The sequence below is a fragment of the Pseudoalteromonas sp. SWN166 genome (assembly GCF_015864485.1).
Classification (GTDB): Bacteria; Pseudomonadota; Gammaproteobacteria; order Enterobacterales; family Alteromonadaceae; genus Pseudoalteromonas.
Window position 1 is genome coordinate 18380 of sequence record NZ_JADYXB010000016.1, and the last position, 24358, is coordinate 42737.

The window sequence follows — 24358 nt, forward strand, 5'->3', positions numbered from 1 at the left end:
TAAAAGCGCAAGATAAAGGCTGCAAACTGCAGCCTTTATCTTCATGTTAAAAACTCTAATAAACCGCGCTCAAACCGGCTAAGGTACTTTGTTTTACGTGGTAATTTAAAATTGTCGCGCCAATGAGTTTGATCTGATTCATTTTTCTTACAAAGCTCAATAACATCAGGGTGAATATAAGAGTTACGCGCTATTGTTGGCGTATTGTCGAGCTTTGAAGAGACTTCATCAAGCATTGCTTTTAATGTAATAGCGCCTTTCGCTTCGTATATTTCTTTAAAAGCAATCACACTTGCTCGCCATGTTCTAAAGTGCTTTGCGCTAAATTCTTCACCCATTATCTTTTGAATATACTGATTGATTTCAGTAGAGGTAACGTTAGAGCGCTCACCTTCTTCTATATATTGAAACAAATGTTGTCCGGGTAAGTCTTGCAGTTCCTTAATAACACTACTCAATGCTTTGTCCGTTATATTTACTTCCCTTTCTTTACCTGACTTTGCACGGTATTTTAATCTAATATTTTTACCTGTTAATTTTGCATGCCTTGATCTTAGGGTTGTCGCTCCGAAACTTTTATTTTGTTTTACATTACGTTCATTCCCCACCCGTAAAGCACCTAAATCCATTAATCTAACAATGGCTGCTAAAGTACGTTCATAATCGAGCTCATCACCTTGCAATGCTTCCTTTAATTGAGCCCTAAGTAACGGCAGTTTATGTCCAAACACACTACAAGCTTGATACTTTTTAGCATCTTGTTGTTGTGTAAATAATGGATGATATCGGTACTGTTTTCGTCCTTTACTGTCGTAACCTGTTGCTAAAATATGCCCATTTTCTTCAGGGCAAAACCATACACTTTAATAAGCAGGCGGGAACGCGAGTGAATTTAAGCGCTCAATAACGGCCTTCTCTTTAATTATTTTTCCTATTGGGTCAAAATACTGCCAATATTTGTTTTTTTGCTTTCGGGTAATTCCGGGCAAACTATCATCAACGTAAATCAATTCCATCATTCCTCCTCAAGCATTTAAAAGAGATATTGTTAACTCGCTTAAGCTTATATTTCAAAGCATAGAATGTACCACTTTAAAATAACCTTAAACTGAACGACTTTATTGATATATAATCAAAAATTGAGCAAAAACAAAAATACGATATATATAATGGTTATTATAACTACGCTTATATTCTCCCTTAATTGGGCATGCTGTTTAAAAGGAGCATTCAATGGCTTTTGATTACGGATCGATTGATCTTGGACTAAAAAACCCCTTCAAACTTGAAGGTAAAGTAACAGCTGTAAGAGGACTCATTGAGTCTATAGCGGGTATTAGTTTACTTGTTATTGCTGCAGGCTCAGTAAAAGAAGATACAACCGCTGGATGGATTTTAATGGTGTTTGGCATGCTTATTTTAGCATTCGGCATTCGCTCACTTTCAAGTGGTATTTATGCAACGCTTAAATATTTTGTAGGCCGAAACCACCCTACATCTCTTGCTTATAACTACAGCAAATCACAAGCATCAACTGCTCAAGAAGAGAAAAAAGAAGTAGCCTATAGCGCACAATCACTCGAAGAAATGCTGGTTGGTCGTAAAAACAGTACGTTTAAAGAACCTAATGGCTTTTTATCACGTTTACTTCACAGCTTAATTCCTAAGTTATTATTCCTACCTTATCCGATTCGTAATGTTGCCCAGCGCTTATTTGGCTCATGGGTCAGTACACTTGTTGCCCTTATTGCTTATGGCCTTGTGGCATTTGTATCTTTATCGGGTTTTACCGGTGAAGCTGGCGAATTAGCATTTCCTGTTTATAGCGCAATATTAATGTTTTACGTGCTTTTTTCATGGCGCTCTACGGGTAAACCTATCTCTCGAAATGCTGAAAAAAACATTGAAGCACTTGGCACTGGTGCACTTGCCAAAATTATTTCTTTATCTTTCATCCTGCCAATCGCTATTGGCCTATCTATGTCATGGTTAATGAAAGAGCAACGCATTAGTAAACAAGAAATAGATAGCTGGCTTGAACAATTGCCAAGCCTTCATGCTGGAATGTACTTAATTGCAATTATTATATTAGCGACTCTAAGCTGTGCGCTTGCTTTTATTATGATTAAAGCACGTCTAAATTCAGTGACACCTTCAGCTGAAGTATCAGAGCTACGTGAAAACTGGCAAGAATCAGTTCATCCAGACGAAATCTTTATAAACCTTGATAACTTAGTAATGGCTAATCGTCGTTATAAAGAAGTACCAAATCGAGTTTATAGAGAGTTAGATCCTAAGCTTCAAGAACAAATTGAAGGGAAAGGCGGTTTTAAAGGTGAAATGATTCAAGAAATTCAACCTAAATTGCACTCAATGGATTTAGGTAAAAACTTCTCGTTAGCAAGGCTAATTTCTTTAGTGAGCGGTAACTTACTTTATATTGTAGCGTTGGCGTTTACTGTATTTTTAGCGTATTCGTTTATCAACATTTACCATTATGTTGACGCGGCAAATATTAATAGCTTTAAACAAGCATTTAATAACCAACATGTTGTTCAATTTAGTGAGCTATTAATGACAAGCTTTCACTTATTACTAATTGGTATACTCATTAAAGCATTTGCGCAATTGCTAACAAACACAGCTCATTTATTTTTTGCTGAAATGCAGTTTGAATCACTATTGGTATATTTTAAATGTGAAGGCACATTTACTGAGTCTAAAATATCAACTGGTACGGGGATTCATGATAGTACCCGCTCAGAAAATACGTTAGTACGCAGTAGCATAACGCCTTGGATTATTGTATCTCGTGTTATTTCTACTACGTTTGCAGCAACAGGTATGAAAAACCTTGAGCACCCTCGCCATATTATGGAAATGCATAAAGACGAAGGTCAATTACAAGCAATCAAAAAAGACGTTATCGCGTTCTTGAAAGACCGTGAATCTATCGCCTCAATCACCAGTGAGCGTGATTTAGGTAATGCGTCACAAATACATCAATTAAACCAGCAAACGCGTGCTATACCTACTCAGCAAGCGATAACTAAAGATGACGAAGAAGCAGCAGGTTATTTAAGACAAGAAGAAAACTTATCTCCTGAACCTAAAGCCTAACTCCTTTATTATTAATGCCACCTTGTTAAATTAGGTGGCATTTTTTATCCTTTATTAACCTCTATTCAATACCTTTTAACTTTATTACCTCTTTTATACTCAACAACATGATTAATATTGCATTAGTCTACAAAGCCCTTGCTTTATGTGCCAAAACACAAATAATGAAGTATTAATCACAGGGTAAGAATGAGGACAATGAGCTATATACTAACCACCCAATGTGCTGATGATGTAGGCTTAATAGCTAAAATCACAGGGCTTTGTTATAAAAACAATTTGAATATTACGCGTAACAATGAATTTGTAGATAAAGACGCACAGCGATTTTTTATGCGTACAGAGCTTACAGGTGAGCCACAAAGCGACTTTTTAGATAAACTACGACTATTGTTACCACAAGGTGCTCAACTTGCACTGCACTGTGGTGCTAAAACAAAAGTGGTTTTACTTGCCACCAAAGAAGCACATTGTTTAGGTACTGTATTACTCAAACAGTTCGAGCAAGCCCTCAACATTGAAGTATTAGCCGTTATTGCTAACTACCCTGACTTAGAGCCATTAGCAAAAGGGTTTGATGTGCCATTTCATGTGGTATCGCACGTAGGGCTTACTCGTAGCGAGCACGATGAAAAAGTAGGTGACTTAATTGCCAGCTATAACCCTGACATTATTGGTCTTGCCAAATACATGCGTATTTTAAGCCCTGAGTTTGTTGGCCGATTCGATAATAAAATTATTAATATCCACCACTCATTTTTACCTGCATTTATTGGTGCAAAGCCTTATCATCAGGCATTTGAGCGCGGTGTAAAAATCATTGGCGCAACGGCTCATTTTGTAAACAATGAGCTGGATGAAGGACCTATCATTCTTCAAGACGTAACAAGCGTAACGCACGCTAATACTGCAGAAATGATGGCAAAAATGGGTAAAGACGTAGAAAAAACCGTATTTAGTAAAGCACTGCAACTCGCCTCTGAACACAAGCTATTTATTAATGGTAATAAAACGGTGGTGTTTTCTTAGCATTAATTATTTTATACATAAAAATATGCCAGCATTGTTGCTGGCATTTTTTTGCTCATAAATAAGCAAGTGACTTTTTAAAGGTAAATTATGCCTGCTCTATCGGTTCTAGTTTTAATTTTGCGGCAATTAAAACGGCTTGAGTACGATTGTACACGCCGAGCTTTCTAAATATGGCTGTAATGTGTGCTTTTACTGTCGCTTCTGATATGTGTAGCTCATAAGCAATTTGCTTGTTAAGTAAACCTTCGTGCAGATATTGCAGCACTCGATATTGCTGGGGTGTTAATGAGGCAACTTGCGCTGCTATTTCTCGGTCTTCACCTTCTATTTCAGCTACTTTGTTTTTTAACTCTTTTGGTAGCCATGTATCGCCTTCAAGTATTTGGTTAATTGCGCTGGCAATATCATCAGACGATGACGATTTAGGAATAAAACCCATTGCGCCGTAACCCATTACTTTTGAAACTATATTAGCGTCTTCACTACCTGAAACTACTGCAATAGGTAAGCTTGGGTATTCTTCTCTAATACGAATAAGACCATATAAATCACCATTACCTGGCATGTGAAGGTCTAGCAGTAATATATCAAGATCCTCTTGCTCGCTTAACACTTGCAACGTGCTGTCAAAATCGGATGATTCAAAAACGTCTAAACCTTCAAATTTTGCGCTCAATGCGCCCTTTAGTGCTTCACGAAATAACGGATGATCGTCCGCTATTAAAAACTGACTCATGGTTCACTCCTAATAAATTCGGCTGCCAGTTAGGTATAAAACCTTCACTGACAGCCGATATACTACGTTTAGAATCAACTTGTAATCAAGTTTTTAACGCACATTTAACGATTTAATCTGTTCTCGATTAGTTCATCAACAACAGAAGGATCGGCAAGCGTTGATGTATCGCCAAGTTGTTGGTGCTCATTTGCAGCGATTTTACGTAAAATACGACGCATAATCTTGCCTGAACGCGTTTTTGGTAAACCTGGAGACCATTGAATCATATCTGGTGATGCTATTGGGCTAAGCTCTTTACGAACCCAGTTACGTACCTCTTTGGTTAACTCATCACTGACTGTTACGCCTTCATTTGGCGTAATATAAACGTAAATGCCTTGGCCTTTAATGTCATGCGGGTAACCTACAACTGCAGCTTCTGCAACCGCTGGGTGAGCAACTAACGCACTTTCAATTTCTGCAGTACCTAGTCGATGACCAGACACATTAAGCACATCATCTACACGACCTGTGATCCAGTAATAACCATCTTCATCACGACGACAACCATCACCTGTAAAATACACACCTGGGTAGGCACTAAAGTAAGTTTGCTCAAAACGCTCATGATCGTTATAAACCGTTCTCGCTTGTGATGGCCAGCTATCTAAAATAACTAAGTTACCATCTACAGCACCTTCAAGTGTATTACCTTCAGCATCAAATAATGCAGGCGCAATACCAAAAAATGGATGTGTTGCAGAACCTGGTTTTGTATCAGTAGCGCCTGGTAATGGCGTGATCATTATGCCACCGGTTTCTGTTTGCCACCACGTATCAACAATCGGACAATTAGATTTACCAATACTCTCGTAATACCAAGTCCACGCTTCAGGATTAATTGGCTCACCAACCGAACCTAAAATACGTAAACTATCACGGTTTGATGAAGCAATTGGCTCATCACCTTTCGCCATTAATGCACGAATTGCTGTAGGCGCAGTATATAAAATAGTTACACCGTGTTTATCAACAATTTCACCCATGCGCCCCGCTGTTGGATATGTAGGTACACCTTCAAATAAAACTTGCGTACAACCGTTTACCAGTGGTCCGTATGCAATGTAGCTGTGGCCTGTGATCCAACCTACATCGGCACTACACCAATACACATCGTCTTCTTTTAAATCAAATACGTACTCGTGTGTCATTGATGAGTAAACTAAGTAACCACCTGTGGTATGCACAACACCTTTTGGCTGTCCGGTCGACCCTGACGTATATAAAATAAATAGCGGATCTTCAGCATTCATTGGCTCTGGTTCACACTTCGCTGGTAAATCAGAAACTAGGTCATGCCACCATATATCGTGCTCATTCCAATCAACTTCGCCGCCTGTTAATTGATGTACTATAACGTGTTCAATTGAGGTTACAGATTCTTGCGCTACTGCTTCATCTACATTTGCTTTTAGTGGTACACAATTACCCGCTCTGCGCCCTTCATCTGACGTAATAACAACCTTAGCACCCGAATCTCTTATACGGTCGGCAATCGCTGAAGGTGAAAAGCCACCAAATACAACAGAATGAATAGCACCAATACGTGCACAGGCTTGCATTGCATACACAGCCTGTGGCGTCATAGGCATATAAATCGCTACTCGATCACCTTTTTGCACACCTAACTTTTTTAAGCCATTAGCAAACTTAGCAACTTCATCATGCAGCTGCTGATAAGTAATATTCTCGCTTTGAGATGGACTATCACCTTCCCAAATAAGCGCAACCTTATCGGCTTTGGTTTTTAGATGACGGTCAATACAATTGTACGAAGCATTTAAATAGCCATCTTCATACCATTTAATATTTATGTGACCTTTGTCGAATGATGTGTTTTTAACTTTAGTGTAAGGAGTCGACCAATCGAGGCGTTTGCCATGCTCACCCCAAAAACCTTCAGGGTCATCAATAGATTGCTTATAAAGCGTATTATATTTATTTTTATCTACAAGAGTCGCATCTTTAATATGCGCCGGAACTGGATAGATACTTTGTGACATCTTCGTCTCCATTAAATTACTTGCCTTAGGCTCTTATCAAGGATTACTCAGCAGTGCCTTATTAAGTATTAGACCTTAGTTGTATTCCTCTTCATTTTGCTCATTTGTAGTTTATAATCCTTCTGCTTTCAATTTTTTTACATAAATAATACAACGCGTTAAATGTAAGTAAATACAAACTTATCTACTCTAAAACCTTAGTCTTATAGACCAATAGGTAATTGAGTAAATATTGCACATATTCAACAGTGTTCGGTACTGTAATAAACGTATTTACTGTAGTACTTACTAAAATCTTTATTTAACGAATGAAAACAATATGTGTATTGAAAAGCTAAATTAACACCCTTTTTATTCGTAAGTAATACTCGTAGCAAGTAATACAACCTTACATGAAAAAAAAAGTAACAAACAACAAGTAGCCTATAAAGGACACCACAATGAAATTTACCCCATTAAAAACATTGGCAGCAAGCGCTGTACTATGTGCACTATCAAGTACTGCATACGCGGCAACTGCTGCAAAAATTGGTGATACCGAATTTACTTACGGTGGATACATTAAACTCGACTCTATGTGGAGTGATTATTCAGCAGGTGCGCCTGCAGGCTCAAACGTAGGCCGCGACTTTTACGTACCAAGTACACTAACAGTTGGCGACGATAACAGCTCAGATGCTGTATTTGACATGCATGCACGTGAATCACGTTTTAACTTTGGTACTTCAACGTTAATGGATAACGGTAAGACCGTAAAAACTAAAATTGAAATTGACTTTCTAGCCTCTGCAACTGGCGGAAATGAACGTGTATCAAACTCTTATGCACCACGTATTCGCCACGCGTTTGTTACTTACGATGGTTGGTTATTTGGTCAAACGTGGTCTAACTTCCAAAATGTAGGCGCACTTGCTGAAACACTTGATTTTGTAGGCCCAGCTGAAGGCACTGTGTTTGTCCGTCAATCGCAAATTAAATATACCACTGGCGCATGGTCTTTCTCATTAGAAAATCCAGAAAGTACAATTTCTACGGCTGGCGGTATGGTAGTTACTGATGATGCATCATTACCTGATTTTACAGCTCGTTATACGCACAAAGCAGATTGGGGTAATGTTGTTGTTGCCGCACTTGCACGTCAACTTACTTACAAGGTAGGCGGTGTTGATGCCGATGAAACATCGTTTGGTGTAAGTGCTTCAGGTAAAATAAACCTTGGTGAAGACAACCTTAAATTTATGCTTACGCAAGGTAAAGGCTTAGGCCGTTACGTAGGCTTAAACGTTGCTCACGGCGCAGTACTTAATGGCGATGAACTAGATGCGATTGACTCAACTTCTGGTTTTGTTGCTTACCAGCACAAATGGACAAGTAAATGGCGCTCCACGTTCTTATACTCATTCTTTAGCGCTGATAACAACACTGATTTATTAGCTATTTCTGGCGATCCGACAGAATCAAGCCAAAGCTACAGCGCAAATATTCTATACTCACCCGTTAAACGTTTAACGTTTGGTGCTGAACTAAAGCATGCTGAACGTGAAACCGAAAATGGCGTAGATGGCGATTTAGACCGTTTACAATTTTCCGTTAAATACTCTTTTTAATAGTAAAAACCTAATTAATTTATAAAGCGGCCTAGGCCGCTTTTTTTATAAGTGAAATTAAGCGCCGTTCTATATAATTCGTTAATCCGTACCTATAATCTTTATATATGACCTTAAAATTCAATAAAACAGAATAATTATAGATAAAAACCCAGAAACACGATTGCAAATCAATATCATTTAGATTAAATTGCGCACTTCTTTTTGAACTAACTGGAAAAACTTATGTCGTCCCCTCAAGTTTTGCGTTTATCTAAACTAAGCTTTGCTACTTCTTTAATTTTATCTGGCTATGCATTTGCCGATGAAGCAAATACAAAAGATGAACCTCTAGAAAAAATTGCAGTGTATGGTCAGCATCATAAAAACTACATAACAGAAGAAGCGCAATCAGCCACTAAATTAGGTTTAACAATTAAAGAAACACCACAGTCAATCTCTGTTGTATCACGCGCACTAATGGACGACTTTTCACTAGACGATATAAACTCAGTACTTGAAAGCACGCCAGGCGTAACAGTAGAGCAAATAGAAACCGACCGTACTTACTTTAAAGCTCGTGGTTTTGAAATTACTAACTTTCAAGTTGATGGATTAGGTATTCCACAAAGCTCAGGCTCTATTCAAGGAAGTCTTGATACATCAATTTACGACCGCGTTGAAATTGTGCGTGGCGCTAATGGCTTAATGACCGGCGCGGGTAATCCTTCTGCTACTGTAAATATGGTTTTAAAAAAACCAACATATAACACACAAGCTAATGCGTCTGTGTCATACGGTTCGTGGAATAAAAAACGATTAGATTTAGATGTATCTACGCCAATAAATGAAGAACACGCCGTACGTGCTGTATTTACAAAGCAAAAAGCTGATTCATACCTAGACCGTTACGAAACAGATAAAACAATTATTTACTTAGCCTACGAAGGCAAATTAACCGACAACACATTATTAAGCGTTAACTACGTTAATCAGCAAAAAGATGCTGATAGCCCACTTTGGGGGGCACTACCTCTTTATTACACTGACGGCACACCAACTGACTATGACGAATCAACCAGTACTGCTGCTGATTGGTCTTACTGGGATAACAGTGCAGAGCAAGTATATGTAACGCTTGAGCAAAATTTATCAGCTACTTGGGTAGCTAGAGCGCGCTATGCTCACATTGAAAACGAGCAAGACTCAGAGCTGTTCTACGTATACGGTACACCAAATAAAGACACTGAACTTGGTTTAACCGGTTATGCAAGCCGTTATGATTACGAAGATAAGCATGATTTATTTGATCTATACGCCAGTGGTAAGTTTGATTTATTTAATCAAGAGCACGATCTATCATTTGGTGTTAGCCAAGCAAAAATGGATTACACCGAGCAGTCTCTTTACGATTACACCACAGGCAATGGCTTTCCGGCAATGCCATCACTTAAAACGTGGGATGGGGTAATGCCACAAGCAACACTTGCTGATGGCGTAAATGGAAGCAATATAACGAATGAGCAAAAATCAGCTTACATATCAACTCGTATCAGATTAAGTGAACCTTTAAGTGTGCTCGCTGGCGTGCGTTATACAGATTGGGAAACAAAAGGTACAGCGTACGGTGTTGCTCAAACTCGAAGTGACTCTGAGCTAATACCCTACATTGGTACAGTGTATGACTTTAACGAATCTCTATCGGCTTATGCAAGCTATACAGAAACATTTGTACCGCAAAAAGAACTAGATATAAATGCCAATCAACTACCTGCTGTTACTGGCAAAAGTAGCGAAATAGGTGTCAAAGCACAGCTTCTAGACGACCAGTTATTTGTAACGTTCGCTTATTTTGATGCAAAACAAGATGGCCTTGCTGTTGCTATAGCTAACTCATTACCAAGTGATACGCGTTATTATGCAGCTGATGGCATTAGTAGTAATGGTTTTGAAGTAGAGTTAAGTGGTAAATTTACAGATGATTTAAGTGCAAGTATTAGCTTTAGTAATTTAAATATTGATGGTGATGATTTAGTAAAAGATTACACACCAGAAAACCAACTTAAAGTGGCCGCAACCTACCAAGTGCCTTTAGTTGATGGCTTATCATTTGGTGCAAATTACCGCTGGCAGGATTCAACTAGTCGAGTACAAGTTAGCGATGCTAATGGTATTGCAAGTGTTACTACCAACCAAGATGCATACGGGTTACTTGATTTAATGGCCACTTACAAAATTACAGATAACGTAGGAGTCACTTTCAACGTTAATAACACCACAGGTGAAAAATATTTGCACAGCCTATACTGGGAACAAGGTTACTACGGTGCACTGCGTAACTACGCTCTATCTGTAAATTGGCAGTTATAAATATATTTGATTAATTAAAGGCTGTAGATTTTTGCAGGTTAAATTAAAAAACGACACATTTTTAATGTGTCGTTTTTATTTTTATCTAACCTAAACTCTGGTTAAGAGATTTACTAACGTATTGAATCGTAGTGGTATTTAAATTTATTTTCTCTAGCCAGAGATTTTCAGTGGAAACAAGGCGAATTTACGCGTCAATAGCTGGCCTATTGTAAGTAAATTCAACGCAGTTAGCGCTGAAAATAGCTGCTCGAGATAGATTTATTATCCAGAGCTCAGGTTATCTACTTTAAGTTTTTAATAACAAAAAAACGCTAATCATTACTGATTAACGCTTTTTAAAGCTCGGGTCAAATCAAGCTTAAAAACTCATTTTGAGGCTGTTAAAGATCAGCGTCATCGCCCAACTTATCTTCACCATCATCTGGTTCAATAGTTGCTTTTAATAAAAGCATTTCGCGTAATTTACCTTCAATCTCATCTGCAATTTCTGGGTTTTCTTTCAAAAACTTAATTGAGTTAGATTTACCTTGGCCAACCTTGTTACCACAGTAGCTATACCAAGCACCTGCTTTTTCAACAATTTTATGCTTAACGCCTAGGTCAATTAGCTCGCCTTGCTTAGAAATACCTTCACCATACATGATGATAAATTCAGCTTGTTTAAACGGCGGCGCTACTTTGTTTTTAACAATTTTAACGCGAGTTTCGTTACCAACAACTTCATCGCCTTCTTTAACAGAACCAATACGACGAATATCAATACGTACCGATGCGTAAAACTTAAGTGCATTACCACCCGTTGTTGTTTCTGGGTTACCAAACATAACACCAATTTTCATACGGATTTGGTTAATGAAAATACATAACGTGTTAGAGCGTTTAATGTTACCAGTAAGCTTGCGTAATGCTTGCGACATTAAACGTGCTTGTAAGCCCATGTGCGAGTCGCCCATGTCGCCTTCAATTTCAGCTTTTGGTGTAAGTGCAGCAACCGAGTCAATTACAACAACGTCTACCGCGCTTGAGCGCACTAACATGTCACAAATTTCTAATGCTTGCTCACCGGTATCTGGTTGCGATACAAAAAGCTCATCAATGTTAACACCAAGCTTTTGTGCATAAACTGGATCTAGAGCATGCTCAGCATCAATAAAGGCACATGTTTTGCCTTCTTTTTGTGCTTCTGCGATAACTTGTAAAGTAAGCGTTGTTTTACCAGATGACTCAGGTCCGTATACTTCAACAATACGTCCCATAGGTAAACCACCTATGCCTAAAGCAATATCAATACCTAATGAGCCTGTAGATACAGATTCAATGTTTAACGCTTTGTTATCACCCAATTTCATAATTGAGCCTTTACCAAATTGACGTTCAATTTGTGATAGTGCAGCGTCCAACGCTTTTTGTTTGTTATCGTTCATTTTATTCTCCAAATCCAGCTAATGGAATCAAGTATACTGTATGAAATCACAGTATCAAGCTAATTTTTTTATTTTATCTCATATATTACACTTTTCAATGCAAATACAATAGCTTGCAGTCTAACTTGAGCCCTATCGCCGGTGAATACTTGTTTAAAGGTCAGTACTTTGTCATTAATTTGTATTCCAAACCACACAAGTCCCACAGGTTTGCCATCAGTTGCCCCGCCAGGTCCTGCAATACCCGATACAGCTATAGATATATTTGCATTTGTTGCTTTAATAGCACCTAATGCCATTTCACGCACTGTTTGTTCGCTCACAGCACCGTACTTTGCTAATGTGCTTGCACTTACATTTAGCAAATCTTGCTTTGCTTGGTTGCTGTAAGTCACAAATGCACGGTCAATATAAGCCGAGCTTCCGGGCGTATCTGTAAGGGCATAACTCACTCCGCCACCAGTACATGACTCAGCACTAGTGATCCATAAGCATTTATCCGTTAAAATAGCGCCTAATTGCGCAGCAAGTGTTTTAATCTCTTGATGTAATTCCATATTCAGCCTTTGGGTAAATACATGTCGTTTGATCTTTATGCACCACACACTATAAAACAACAAACCCCTATGATGCAGCAGTATCTAAAAATAAAATCAGAGCATCGCGATATTTTATTGTTTTATCGTATGGGCGATTTTTACGAACTCTTTTTTGATGACGCTAAACGCGCCGCTCAATTACTCGATATTTCGCAAACACATCGCGGTAAAGCCGGCGGCGATCCTATCCCAATGGCGGGCGTGCCTTATCATGCCGTAGAAAACTACTTAGCACGCCTAGTTCAAATGGGTGAATCAGTCGCTATTTGTGAACAAGTTGGGGATCCCGCAACCAGTAAAGGCCCTGTCGATCGCAAAGTTGTACGTATAGTTACACCGGGTACAATTTCTGACGAAGCGCTTTTACAAGAACGACAAGACAACTTACTTACTAGCGTTTGGCAAAGTAAAAAAGGCCTATATGGCATTGCGTACCTTGATATTAACTCGGGTCGCTTTAACATTGTTGAAGTAAATACCGATGAAGCCTTTAGCTCAACGATTCAACGCCTATCGCCAGCAGAACTTTTGTATAGCGAAAGTTTTGAGAACGTTCATTTAATTGAGCATATAAAAGGCGCTCGTCGTCGCCCAGAATGGGAGTTTGATTTAGATACGGCTCAGCACTTATTATGCGATCAATTTGGTACTAAGGATTTAGTGGGTTTTGGTGTAGATAAAGCCCACAGCGCACTTGTTGCTGCAGGTTGTTTAATGCAATACGTAAAAGATACACAACGTATTGCACTGCCACATATTCGTGCAATTACGCTTGAGCATAACGAGCACGCTGTTATTTTAGATGCCGCAACGCGTAAAAATTTAGAGCTTACCGTTAATTTATCAGGCGGGTTTGAAAACACCCTTGCTCAAGTACTTGATAAAACAGCAACACCTATGGGCTCTCGCTTACTTAAACGCCGTATTCATACTCCGGTGCGTAACAAAGATGAGCTAAATTCTCGTTTAAATGCAATTAGCGCTATTTTAGATGTACAGCTTTGTGGTGAATTACATGAGTCATTAAAAGACATTGGTGATGTAGAGCGTGTTATTGCACGCTTAGCTTTATGTACTGCTCGCCCACGCGATTTAACTCGCCTGCGCAGTGCATTACAAGCACTTGCACCACTGCATACCTTATTAGGTGATGCTAACGATCCTCGTATAGCGGGTATTATCAAAAACTCACCTGAACTCCCTGATTTACAGGAGTTATTAGAGCGCGCTGTTATTGATAACCCTCCGGTACTTATTCGTGACGGTGGCGTTATTGCCCCTGGTTATAATAGCGAACTTGATGAATGGCGTAACTTAAGTAAAGGTGCAACCGATGTACTTGATCAACTAGAGCTGCGTGAACGCGAACGCACGGGCATTAGCACACTTAAAATTGGTTATAACCGCGTACATGGCTTTTTTATAGAAGTAAGCCGCGCCAATGCTCACCTAGTACCCGCCGACTATATTCGTCGTCAAACACTTAAAAATAACGAACGCTATATTATTCCAGAGCTAAAAGAGCACGAAGATAAAGTACTTGGCAGTCAATCAAAAGCCCTAGCGCTTGAAAAACAACTATACGAAGAGTTGTTTAGATTTATTGCTCCACATATAGAGCAACTGCAAATAATGGCAGCAGCACTGGCTGATTTAGACGTGTTAAACAATTTAGCTGAGCGTGCATTTGCACTTAATTACGCAAAGCCAGAACTGTGCGATGACGACAATATTAGCATTAAACAAGGTCGTCACCCTGTGGTTGAGCAAGTAATGAAAGAACCGTTTATTGCCAACCCTGTAGAGTTAAACAGCCAACGTAAAATGCTAATTATTACCGGTCCAAACATGGGCGGTAAATCAACCTATATGCGCCAAACAGCACTTATTGTTCTCATGGCTCACATTGGCAGTTATGTACCTGCAGACAGCGCTAAAATTGGTAATATCGACCGCATATTTACACGTATTGGTGCAAGCGACGATTTAGCATCGGGTCGCTCAACTTTCATGGTAGAAATGACCGAAACAGCGACTATTTTAAATAATGCCACGGCGCAGTCTTTAGTGTTAATGGATGAAATTGGTCGTGGTACAAGTACCTACGATGGTTTATCGCTTGCGTATGCTACAGCCGATCATTTAGCGTCAAAAATATCTGCAAAAACATTGTTTGCTACACATTATTTTGAGCTTACAGAGCTTGCTGAGCAAACAACGGGCCTTGTAAACGTGCATCTTGATGCAATAGAGCATAACGATACTATCGCCTTTATGCATACAGTGCTTGATGGCGCTGCAAGTAAAAGCTTTGGCTTACAAGTAGCTGCCCTTGCGGGAGTTCCAAAAGCTGTTATTGCACAAGCAAAACAAAAACTTAAGTTACTTGAAAATCATCAAAGCGTTACTGCACCAAATACAGAGCAACAAGCATTTACTTTCAATAACGAAGTTACACAAAGTGCCTCTTCTGAAGTAGAAGAGCAGTTAAGTGCTATTGACCCTGATAACTTATCGCCACGCCAAGCACACGATTTATTATATAAACTAAAAGCATTGTTGTAATTTATATCATCTGATTTACAAGCATAAAAAAAGCCGAAGAATAAATTCTTCGGCTTTTTAACACACATAGTCTTTTAAATTATTTAAGCTGTTACGAAAACTGATTAAACAAGCTATCTGTACTTAAACCTTCTTGTTGCAAAATGTCTTTTAGACGACGTAATGCTTCTACCTGAATTTGTCTTACACGTTCACGTGTTAAGCCTATTTCGCGGCCTACATCTTCAAGTGTAGATGGCTCGTAGCCAAGCAATCCAAATCGACGTGCTAACACTTCACGTTGTTTAGGGTTCAATTCACCTAACCAATCTACAATGTGCTTATTAATATCATTGTTTTGTACTTCGCCTTCAGGGCCAGCACTTTTTTCATCAGGAATGATATCAAGTAAAACACTGTCATTTTCACCACCAATAGGCATGTCTACTGATGCAATTCTTTCGTTTAAACGTAGCATCTTAGTTACGTCTTCAACGGGTCTATCTAGGCAAGCTGCAATTTCGTCAGCTGTTGGCTCATGGTCAAGTTTTTGAGTTAATTCTCGAGCTGTACGTAAATAAACATTAAGTTCTTTAACTACATGAATAGGTAAGCGGATGGTGCGAGTTTGATTCATAATGGCACGTTCAATTGTTTGACGTATCCACCATGTAGCGTAAGTTGAAAACCTAAAGCCACGCTCAGGGTCAAATTTTTCAACTGCGCGGATTAAACCTAAGTTCCCTTCTTCAATTAAATCGAGTAAAGCCAGGCCGCGGTTGTTGTAACGGCGTGCTATTTTAACAACTAAACGTAGGTTACTTTCAATCATACGTTTGCGTGAGGCCTCACAACCTCTAAGTGATTTACGAGAAAAAAACACTTCCTCTTCAGCGCTAAGCAAAGGAGAAAAACCAATTTCGCCTAAATATAATTGAGTTGCATCAAGGTTTTTAGTGACTTCTTCTTTTGCAAATATTTCATCGTCTTCTACTTTATCAAGTAGAGTAGTGCTTCCATCTGTGGCGGTGTCATCAAAATTTTCGTCAGTCGTGTTATTTTTGTCAAGTTTTGCTACGCTAGCCATAAGCCTTCTCCCGAGCAATTATCAATACCTAAAAATTAGGGTAGGTATTTAGCAGGATTGACAGCTTGCCCTCGGTAGCGAATTTCAAAACGAAGCGCGGTGACCGGAGATTCTGAATTACCAATTTCTGCTATTTTTTGTCCTGCCTTAACCTTCTGCTTTTCTTTAACAAGTAATTTCGAGTTATGTGCGTAAGCACTTAGGTAATCATCATTATGTTTCAATATGATTAAACTACCGTACCCTCGAAGAGCGTTACCCGCGTACACCACCGTTCCTTGTGCCGCGGCTAAGACTGAAGCCCCTTTGCGATTAGTAATCTGTAAACCTTTATAACCGTTTTCCTTATTAGAAAAGCGTTTGGTAATTTTGCCCTTTGCAGGCCAAGACCATTTAACTTTACTGCTCGACAAACGTTTAGTATTACTAACTTTGTTACTGGCTTGTTTCTGAACATACTCTCGTTGTTTTGGGGGATCAAGCTCTTTCTTTAATATCATGTTATTTTTTTGTTTATTTTTTATAGACTTTTTACTCAAATTCGTATATTTTTCATCCCTTTTAATTTTTTTAGGCTTGGGGATTAAGGAGATATTTTGCCCTGGAAAAATGGTGTAAGGTGATGGAATTGAGTTGTTTTTTGCAAGTAACCTAAAATCCTGCCCGGCACTAAAAGCGATAGAATAAAGCGTATCTCCTCTTTGTACTTTATAGTTACTTCCATTAATGTTAATAGTATGACCTAAATCGTTAACATTATTATTTAGACTGCTAACTGGCGCAGGAATATGGCGAGAAGAACAACCAAAGAGAAAAATACTAATAAATATAGTCATATACAGTAAAAAATGTTTATTCATTGTATTTTCCTCCCAAATTAGACAATTGATATTTTTAACGCTTAACGCAATAAAAAGTACGCTAATGCAATTAATACCACTAATCCCCAACCAAGTATTTCAATATACTGACGTAATTTTGCTTCCATTTTAGTCCCGCCCCACTTCATTAAAGCTGAAACTAAAAAGAACCGTGCACCGCGCCCAATAGCTGATGCGAGTAAAAATGGCAAAAATGCCATTTGCAAAACACCTGCGCCAATTGTAAATACTTTATATGGTATCGGCGAAAAACCAGCTAAAAACACAACCCAAACACCGTAATCTTTAAACCAATTTAATGCGATATCAAACTTTTCTTGCCAGTGCATTTGTGCAATTAATGGCTCAACAACCGGTTCGAATAACCAAAAACCGAGTAAGTAGCCAATTATGCCACCAAAAACCGACGCTATTGTGGCAAAGCTTGCAAAGCGCCATGCTTTTTTAGGTTGCGCAAGCGACATAGGTGCAAGCATTACATCGGGTGGTATTGGAAAAAAAACTGACTCTGCAAAGCTCATTGCAGCTAAATAACGTTCCGCATGACGGTGTTTTGCCCACACTAGGGCCATATCGTATAACTTGGTAAACAACTTCAAAATGAATTCCTATTCAATATCGCCAGGTACTAGCGGCACAAATCTAACGGGAGCAATAACATGCTCTTTATAATTATCGCCTTTGCGGATAACCATTATTAATTTTTGATTACTCTCACCAATTGGGGCTAATAACACGCCGCCATCGGCTAACTGATCAAGTAAGTCTTGCGGTACTTTAGAGGCCGCAGCAGTCACTATAATACCATCAAACGGTGCTTGTGATTGCCAGCCTTGCCAACCATCGCCATGCTTCATGGTTACATTATATAAATCGAGTTGCTGCAACCTGCGTTTTGCCTGCCACTGAAGTGTTTTAATACGTTCTACCGAGTAAACCTTAGTAAACGTTTTAGCTAATATTGCAGTTTGATAGCCAGACCCAGTGCCAATCTCCAATACTTTATCGCGCACACCAGCTAAGCGAAGTAGCTCTGTCATGCGCGCTACTATATAAGGCTGAGAAATAGTTTGCCCTTGCCCAATAGGTAACGCTGTATTTTCATAGGCTTTGTGTTTTAACACATCATCTATAAAAATATGGCGAGGAATGTCAGCTATAGCACTGAGTACTTGTGTATCTTCAACGCCTTCACGCTTTAGTAAGTCAGATAACGCTTTTGCACTGCGAGTATAATTAGCGAGCACGATTAATCTCCAAATCGGCTAACCAGTCTCCTACGGCTTTTAAGCTATCTTTTGCTGTCATATCAACACTCAATGGCGTCACCGATGCATAGCCATTGTTAATAGCGTGAAAATCGGTCCCCTCTCCTGCATCGCTTTCAGTCCCTAGCGATCCATACCAATAAATATCACGACCCCAAGGATCTGTTTGTTTGGTCATGGTTTCGGCTTTATGGCGAGCGCCTAGGCGTGTTACTTGCACCCCTTTTAATTCACTTAATGGAATATCTGGCACATTAATATTTATTATTTGATCTTTTGGCAGCGGGTGCGAAGCCAAGCCTTTAATAATATTTACGGTAACCGCGGCGGCTGTTTCAAAATGCTCGCCCTTATGTGAGCAAAGCGATACCGCAATTGCAGGTAAGCCCAAGTGGCGACCTTCAGTTGCAGCGGCAACAGTGCCAGAGTAAAGCGTATCATCGCCTAAATTGGCACCATGGTTAATACCAGCAACAACAAGGTCTGGTTTTTCATCAGCTAACTGATTTACACCTAAATGTACACAATCAGTAGGTGTGCCATTAACCGACATAAAACCATTTTCAAGCGTTGTAGCTCGCAGCGGGTTCATTAACGTTAAAGAATTACTTGCGCCACTACAGTTGCGATCAGGTGCAACAAGGGTTACCTCTGCAATTTGTATAAGCGCCTGATATAAAACTGCAATGCCTTTAGCATTTACGCCATCATCGTTACTTAACAGTATCTTCATTTATGTCATTATCCTTCTCTTTGCGCTCTCGTGGGCTTGCATCTGTGTAATCCACCAGCTCGCGTAATAATGCGGTTGCAAAACACCCTTTTGGCAAACCAAAACTCAGCTTTAAACTGGTTTCATCTATGGTCTCAACCGTTAAGTTTTGCGGAATTAAACGCAGCATTCTGCGCTCATTTTTAAGGCCTAACTCACCTAAGCCATCACACCATGTTTGGAAAGGTTCAAGCCAGATTTTTTCTTGTTCGGTTAAACCTTTTTCGCTTTTCCCCACCATAGGTGCCGACATCATAATATCGCCAGTGGCTAATCGCTCTATGTTTTCGTCGTTAATTGCATCTTCAAAAAATGCATTACTGCCGCTGAGCATAAATACTTCACGGTGCATTGTTTTAGCTAAACCATGCTCTTTAACACGTAAATTTACTATTTGATTAAACACATGAGAGCGCGCTGCTGAAATAATAATACCGCGCAGTTTTTTATCGCGAATGCGCTCACCGGCAAACATTTTTTCAGCCATAACTAAGTTATGACCGCCATGCCCAAATCGTTGTTCGCCAAAGTAATTAGGCACACCTGCGCGTACTGCGTTAATGCGGCATAAAATATCAAGGGGCTTGGTTACGTTACGAAGCGTAATAGTAAATTTATTACCTTTGTGGCAGCCCGTGCGTAATTTACGGTCGTGGCGCTGTTGCGACACAATAAAAATACTCTCGCTATTTAAATCGCTAAAATCGATAGGCTTTTTAATCGGTACTTTTACACTAAACCACTGTGAGCACACACCGTGGCGATCTTTCATGCCGGCGTAACTTACGTCTCGCGGTGAAACACCCGCACGCTGCGCAATTAGCTTGGCAACATATTGCGTATTTTCGCCTTTTTTAACCACCTGCAAACACACGTGTTCGCCACTGCCTGTAAATTCTATACCTAGGTCTTCATCAACCATAAAGTCTTCAGCGGTGGTTTTAAAATCAGCTTTAGAAAGCGGAGCACCGTATAAATAATTTAAATCGCTCATGCGTTTTTTGTACTCATAGACTCTTTACTCATAATAACCACTGCATGGCTCGAAATACCTTCCCTGCGCCCTTCAAAGCCTAGCTTTTCAGTAGTAGTGGCTTTAACGTTAATTTGGCTAAGGTTACAATTTAAATCGCTGGCTAAATTAGCACGCATAGCTTGAATGTGTGGCAGCATTTTTGGCGCCTGTGCAACAATAGTCACATCGCCATTGCCAATTACATAACCTTGCTCTTTAGCTAAGCTCACCACATGGCGAAGTAAAATACGGCTGTCGATATTTTCATACTCACTAGCCGTATCCGGAAAGTGCTTACCAATATCACCCATTGCAAGCGAGCCTAAAATAGCATCACATAATGCATGAATAGCGACATCGCCATCTGAGTGCGCTAAAAAGCCTTGTGGATAATCAATTTTTTCACCACAAATAGTTAACGGGCCTTCGCCGCCAAATTTATGTACGTCAAAACCATGGCCAATTCGTATCATAATGCACTCTCGTTTTGTTGTTTATGTAATAAAAACCCAGCCAAGTCTAAATCCTCTGGCGTGGTTATTTTAATATTATCGCTGCGACCTGCTACAAGCTTTACTGGCTTACTCGCCCATTCAATTGCACTTGCTTCGTCTGTAATAGTTGCCCCACTTGCTAATGCGCCTTGAAGTGCATTTTTAAGCTCGTCATATTTAAAAAACTGCGGGGTAAGTGCTTGCCATAAATCGTCTCGTGGCACAGTTTGTAGGGCATGAGTGTGGCCGCGTTTTATGGTGTCTTTTACTTTGCTAGCTAAAATACCGCCTTCATCAGCGCGTATACATTCATCAATTAAACGTTCTATATCACTGATATTAACTAGCGGACGCGCAGCATCATGTACAAGCACCCATGCTGGAGGATTGGGCGCTAAAAAAAGTAAGCTATTGAGTACTGAATCTGCACGCTCTTTACCGCCACTGGCGCGAACAATGCGCTTATCAAGTGTTGGGAGTTCGTCAAAATAGGGGTCGCTGTCGCTAAGGGCAACAACAATAGTGCGTAATTGAGATAATTGAGAAAGTTTAGCTAAGGTGTGTTCTAAAATGGTTTTACCGGCTAATTGTATATATTGCTTAGGCGCATTGTGCTGCATTCTACTGCCAACGCCCGCAGCTGGTACAATTGCTGCAATAGTCTGTTTATTTGTCATATTGTTTGCCCGGTAAAACACGAATAAATGTTTCGTCCGGTTTAATCATTCCCAATTCGTTGCGTGCACGCTCTTCAATGCCTTCTTGGCCAAGCTTTAAGTCTTCAATATCTGCTTTAAGTACTTTATTACGTTTAATGAGCTTTTCGTTGGTTTCTTGATGCGACGCTACAGCACCTTTTAGCCGTGTGTAGTCTTGTAAACCATTATGACCAAACCATAATCTGTATTGTACAAACAGTGCTAAGCACAGTAAGCCAACTTGAAAAATACGCATTTAACACTCCTTATTTTAAATTCCAAATACCTTAACTTTAATACGCTAAGGGGCGCTTAAAATTGCGCCAATTAATACTACCCGCTAAAAGCATTTCGCGTAGTGATAAAACCCGTGGCATACAACGCTTCGAAAATTGCCACTGATGCCCGCAACATGCAGCGGTTAAACTCACTTTACTTGGCTTTATTAGCTGAGCATTTTGCTGCTCTAGCCCACTTCCTAAAAAATCAAACCAACCAAGCTCGTTACAATGCAGCTTATTTTCGCCTAACTGATCGATACTGTCTATTCTAAGACGCACCTGATCGTAGCCATGCAATATAACGGGCACTATAAGCCCCACTTTGGCATACGTTTGATAAAAAAGTTCATTAGCTTGAACATTCACATCGGGTGGGGTCGGTTTTTGCTTTTCAAGCCACGTACTATTTTGTGCATCAAGCGTAAAAGGCGTGTCACCATTGGCAACTAACGTTGCCGCTCGCTCAATATAATAAGGTAGGCTTTTTAACTGGCGGCGCAGTTTATCGGCATTAGGCTCTGCAACTAATCGCTGAACCTCACGCTGATAAAACGCATTACACAATTGTGCATACAACACTTTTTGTGCATCAGTTTGCCAAATTTCAACTTGCTGCTGAGCACCAAGTGACTGATTTTTAGCGACCAAAAGCTGTACTAAAAAATATTCAGGTAAATGTTTTATAACACAGTATTGAATATTTTTTAAGCGCAGCGCACTAATTAAGCGCTTGGCTTTTCACCTAATTTTGCTTTACCTGATTCTAAAAATTGCACAACCGTATTACGCTTTTTACCAATCAGCAAACTGCCATCAGCTAAAAACATAAAGTTTTGCCAATTGCGTTTAAATACATCAAATGTTGTTTCGATAATATTATCGCGTGCCATACAAAAATAAACAGTGGTGTTAGCTTCCCAATCTAAAAACGTTAAGATTGCTTCTGGTGGTTGCGCATCACCATTTTCCCACGCATCTTGCCAATCTACTTCTTGGCTAAAGCTTTTTTCTTGGCCACACCAATCGGTGTCTTCAAAAAAATCTGGGTGATCAAACTCACGGCTCACCATGGTTGTCCAAAGTACGGCTGCACGCTCATCGCCCATAGGCTTTATTTTTGCTGCGTCTTCATCAGATACAGGTAAATCTTTGTGGCGAAAAACCCACGCCTTTTTGTAATCATCTAAAGAAATATAGTTCATAGTGTTGGCAAATTAGTTAACATTAAAAGTGCAAAGCCAAATTATACAAGAGATCAAAACATGACTACAGCAATAAAACCACTTTCCCTCAAACCAGGTATGTACCAACACTACAAAGGGCCGCAATACAAAGTTATTCACGTTGCCACCCATAGCGAAACCGAGGAACAACTTGTGATTTACCAAGCACTCTATGGTGAATTTGGAATCTGGGCGCGCCCACTTAGTATGTTTTTAGAAACTATTGAAAAAGACGGTGAGGTCATACCGCGTTTTGCCTACCTTGGACCTGCCGTTTAACTATGGCATTATAACAAAATAACTTACTCCTCAGACCAGACAAGGGTACACCGTGCAATTTAATTCTACTGACAATTACATCGCAAGCAGCTCGCTAAAACAGGCAGTAAATGCCGCCATTATGCTCGAAAAACCACTTTTAATTAAAGGCGAACCCGGCACAGGTAAAACCATGCTGGCTGAGGAGTTAGCTAAAAGTTTAGATACAGTACTTATTCAGTGGCACATTAAATCGACTACTAAAGCGCAGCAAGGCTTGTACGAGTACGATGCGGTTTCGCGCCTGCGCGACAGCCAATTAGGTGACGAGCGTGTACACAATATTGGTAACTACATTGTTAAAGGTAAGCTTTGGCAAGCATTTACTCATGCAGAACTACACGGTAAACGCCCAGTACTATTAATTGATGAAATAGATAAAGCCGACATAGAGTTTCCAAACGACTTATTACTTGAGCTTGATAAAATGGAGTTTCATGTTTACGAAACTAATGAGCGCATTGTAGCCAAAGAGCGCCCTATTGTGATCATTACCTCTAATAATGAAAAAGAATTGCCGGATGCATTTTTACGCCGCTGCTTTTTTCACTATATTGATTTTCCTAGCAGCGATGAAATGCAGCAGATTATTGACGTGCACTACCCTAACGTTAAACAAGATTTAGTACGCCAAGCACTCGAAGTGTTTTTTAACCTACGCGATGCAAACGGCCTTAAAAAGAAGCCATCCACTAGCGAATTACTCGACTGGCTTAAACTGCTTATGGCAGAAGACATAGACGCTAAAACACTGCACGACAAAGCTAAAAAAGGCGGATTAATGCCCATGTTTGGCGCACTGCTTAAAAACGAGCAGGACATAAGCCTAATCGAAAAATTAGCCTTTATGAGCCGCCGTTAA

General features: G+C 39.7%; 22 protein-coding genes and 1 pseudogene. 7 read left to right on the forward strand and 16 right to left on the reverse strand.

What is annotated here, in order from left to right:
* Positions 1-41 precede the first annotated feature (41 nt).
* A pseudogene (locus I6F49_RS11245) lies at positions 42-1016 on the reverse strand (DNA topoisomerase IB).
* 217 nt (positions 1017-1233) lie between these two features.
* Between I6F49_RS11245 and I6F49_RS11250 the strand changes: the two are divergent.
* Positions 1234-3120 carry a hypothetical protein gene (locus I6F49_RS11250; protein WP_197180508.1) on the forward strand — a complete coding sequence of 629 codons (1887 nt, stop codon included), beginning with the start codon at positions 1234-1236 and terminating at the stop codon, positions 3118-3120.
* Between the two features lie 198 nt (positions 3121-3318).
* Positions 3319-4149: a formyltetrahydrofolate deformylase gene (gene purU / locus I6F49_RS11255; protein WP_197180510.1), complete on the forward strand. Its 831-nt coding sequence runs from the start codon at positions 3319-3321 to the stop codon at positions 4147-4149.
* Between the two features lie 88 nt (positions 4150-4237).
* Here the strand turns inward: purU and I6F49_RS11260 are convergent, their stop codons facing one another.
* On the reverse strand, positions 4238-4888 hold the full coding sequence (locus I6F49_RS11260; RefSeq protein ID WP_166420164.1) for a response regulator transcription factor: 651 nt from the start codon (positions 4886-4888) through the stop codon (positions 4238-4240).
* A gap of 104 nt (positions 4889-4992) precedes the next feature.
* Positions 4993-6933, reverse strand: coding sequence for an acetate--CoA ligase (acs, locus tag I6F49_RS11265; RefSeq protein ID WP_197180512.1), 1941 nt, complete (start codon positions 6931-6933; stop codon positions 4993-4995).
* A gap of 440 nt (positions 6934-7373) precedes the next feature.
* On the opposite strand from acs, the gene I6F49_RS11270 reads away from it, so the two are divergent.
* Together I6F49_RS11270 and I6F49_RS11275 are read left to right on the forward strand one after the other, a co-directional pair.
* Entirely contained in the window at positions 7374-8540 is a 1167-nt protein-coding gene (locus I6F49_RS11270; protein WP_166377806.1) for a DcaP family trimeric outer membrane transporter, read from the forward strand.
* 225 nt (positions 8541-8765) lie between these two features.
* The gene (locus I6F49_RS11275) at positions 8766-10889 is read left to right on the forward strand and encodes a TonB-dependent siderophore receptor (RefSeq protein ID WP_197180514.1); all 2124 of its coding nucleotides are present in this window, start codon (positions 8766-8768) and stop codon (positions 10887-10889) included.
* A 383-nt stretch (positions 10890-11272) separates the two neighbouring features.
* Here the strand turns inward: I6F49_RS11275 and recA are convergent, their stop codons facing one another.
* Complete coding sequence (gene recA, locus I6F49_RS11280) at positions 11273-12316, reverse strand: recombinase RecA (protein WP_024591486.1); 1044 nt, start codon at positions 12314-12316, stop codon at positions 11273-11275.
* A 68-nt stretch (positions 12317-12384) separates the two neighbouring features.
* The gene (locus I6F49_RS11285) at positions 12385-12873 is read right to left on the reverse strand and encodes a CinA family protein (protein WP_197119075.1); all 489 of its coding nucleotides are present in this window, start codon (positions 12871-12873) and stop codon (positions 12385-12387) included.
* Positions 12874-12894: 21 nt separating this feature from the next.
* On the opposite strand from I6F49_RS11285, the gene mutS reads away from it, so the two are divergent.
* Positions 12895-15480 carry a DNA mismatch repair protein MutS gene (mutS, locus tag I6F49_RS11290; protein WP_197180516.1) on the forward strand — a complete coding sequence of 862 codons (2586 nt, stop codon included), beginning with the start codon at positions 12895-12897 and terminating at the stop codon, positions 15478-15480.
* A gap of 91 nt (positions 15481-15571) precedes the next feature.
* Here mutS and rpoS read toward each other — a convergent pair whose 3' ends face one another.
* The 11 genes from rpoS to I6F49_RS11345 form a co-directional block, all read right to left on the reverse strand.
* A complete protein-coding gene (rpoS, locus tag I6F49_RS11295) occupies positions 15572-16546 on the reverse strand; it encodes an RNA polymerase sigma factor RpoS (protein WP_197180518.1) in 975 nt (324 codons plus the stop codon).
* A gap of 35 nt (positions 16547-16581) precedes the next feature.
* Complete coding sequence (locus I6F49_RS11300; protein ID WP_197180519.1) at positions 16582-17406, reverse strand: peptidoglycan DD-metalloendopeptidase family protein; 825 nt, start codon at positions 17404-17406, stop codon at positions 16582-16584.
* Between the two features lie 41 nt (positions 17407-17447).
* Positions 17448-18026: a YqaA family protein gene (locus I6F49_RS11305; RefSeq protein WP_197180521.1), complete on the reverse strand. Its 579-nt coding sequence runs from the start codon at positions 18024-18026 to the stop codon at positions 17448-17450.
* Positions 18027-18035: 9 nt separating this feature from the next.
* Positions 18036-18674 (reverse strand): protein-L-isoaspartate(D-aspartate) O-methyltransferase, encoded by a 639-nt coding sequence (locus I6F49_RS11310; RefSeq protein ID WP_197180523.1) that lies wholly within the window; start codon positions 18672-18674, stop codon positions 18036-18038.
* A complete protein-coding gene (surE, locus tag I6F49_RS11315; protein ID WP_166420173.1) occupies positions 18664-19428 on the reverse strand; it encodes a 5'/3'-nucleotidase SurE in 765 nt (254 codons plus the stop codon). Before surE ends, I6F49_RS11310 begins: the two co-directional genes overlap by 11 nt.
* Positions 19409-20461, reverse strand: a complete 1053-nt coding sequence (gene truD, locus I6F49_RS11320) for a tRNA pseudouridine(13) synthase TruD (RefSeq protein ID WP_166377796.1) — start codon at positions 20459-20461, stop codon at positions 19409-19411. The genes surE and truD overlap by 20 nt, the downstream gene beginning before the upstream one ends.
* On the reverse strand, positions 20458-20955 hold the full coding sequence (ispF, locus tag I6F49_RS11325) for a 2-C-methyl-D-erythritol 2,4-cyclodiphosphate synthase (protein WP_165740817.1): 498 nt from the start codon (positions 20953-20955) through the stop codon (positions 20458-20460). The genes truD and ispF overlap by 4 nt, the downstream gene beginning before the upstream one ends.
* Complete coding sequence (gene ispD, locus I6F49_RS11330) at positions 20952-21653, reverse strand: 2-C-methyl-D-erythritol 4-phosphate cytidylyltransferase (RefSeq protein ID WP_165740818.1); 702 nt, start codon at positions 21651-21653, stop codon at positions 20952-20954. The genes ispF and ispD overlap by 4 nt, the downstream gene beginning before the upstream one ends.
* The gene (gene ftsB / locus I6F49_RS11335; protein ID WP_007584772.1) at positions 21643-21930 is read right to left on the reverse strand and encodes a cell division protein FtsB; all 288 of its coding nucleotides are present in this window, start codon (positions 21928-21930) and stop codon (positions 21643-21645) included. Before ftsB ends, ispD begins: the two co-directional genes overlap by 11 nt.
* Before the next feature lie 37 nt (positions 21931-21967).
* Positions 21968-22603: a hypothetical protein gene (locus I6F49_RS11340; protein WP_166377794.1), complete on the reverse strand. Its 636-nt coding sequence runs from the start codon at positions 22601-22603 to the stop codon at positions 21968-21970.
* 74 nt (positions 22604-22677) lie between these two features.
* Positions 22678-23157, reverse strand: coding sequence for a DUF2947 domain-containing protein (locus I6F49_RS11345; RefSeq protein WP_165740820.1), 480 nt, complete (start codon positions 23155-23157; stop codon positions 22678-22680).
* Between the two features lie 60 nt (positions 23158-23217).
* Here I6F49_RS11345 and I6F49_RS11350 point away from each other — a divergent pair, with 60 nt between their 5' ends.
* Positions 23218-23457, forward strand: a complete 240-nt coding sequence (locus I6F49_RS11350; RefSeq protein WP_165728443.1) for a DUF1653 domain-containing protein — start codon at positions 23218-23220, stop codon at positions 23455-23457.
* 52 nt (positions 23458-23509) lie between these two features.
* Positions 23510-24358, forward strand: coding sequence for an AAA family ATPase (locus tag I6F49_RS11355; protein ID WP_165740821.1), 849 nt, complete (start codon positions 23510-23512; stop codon positions 24356-24358).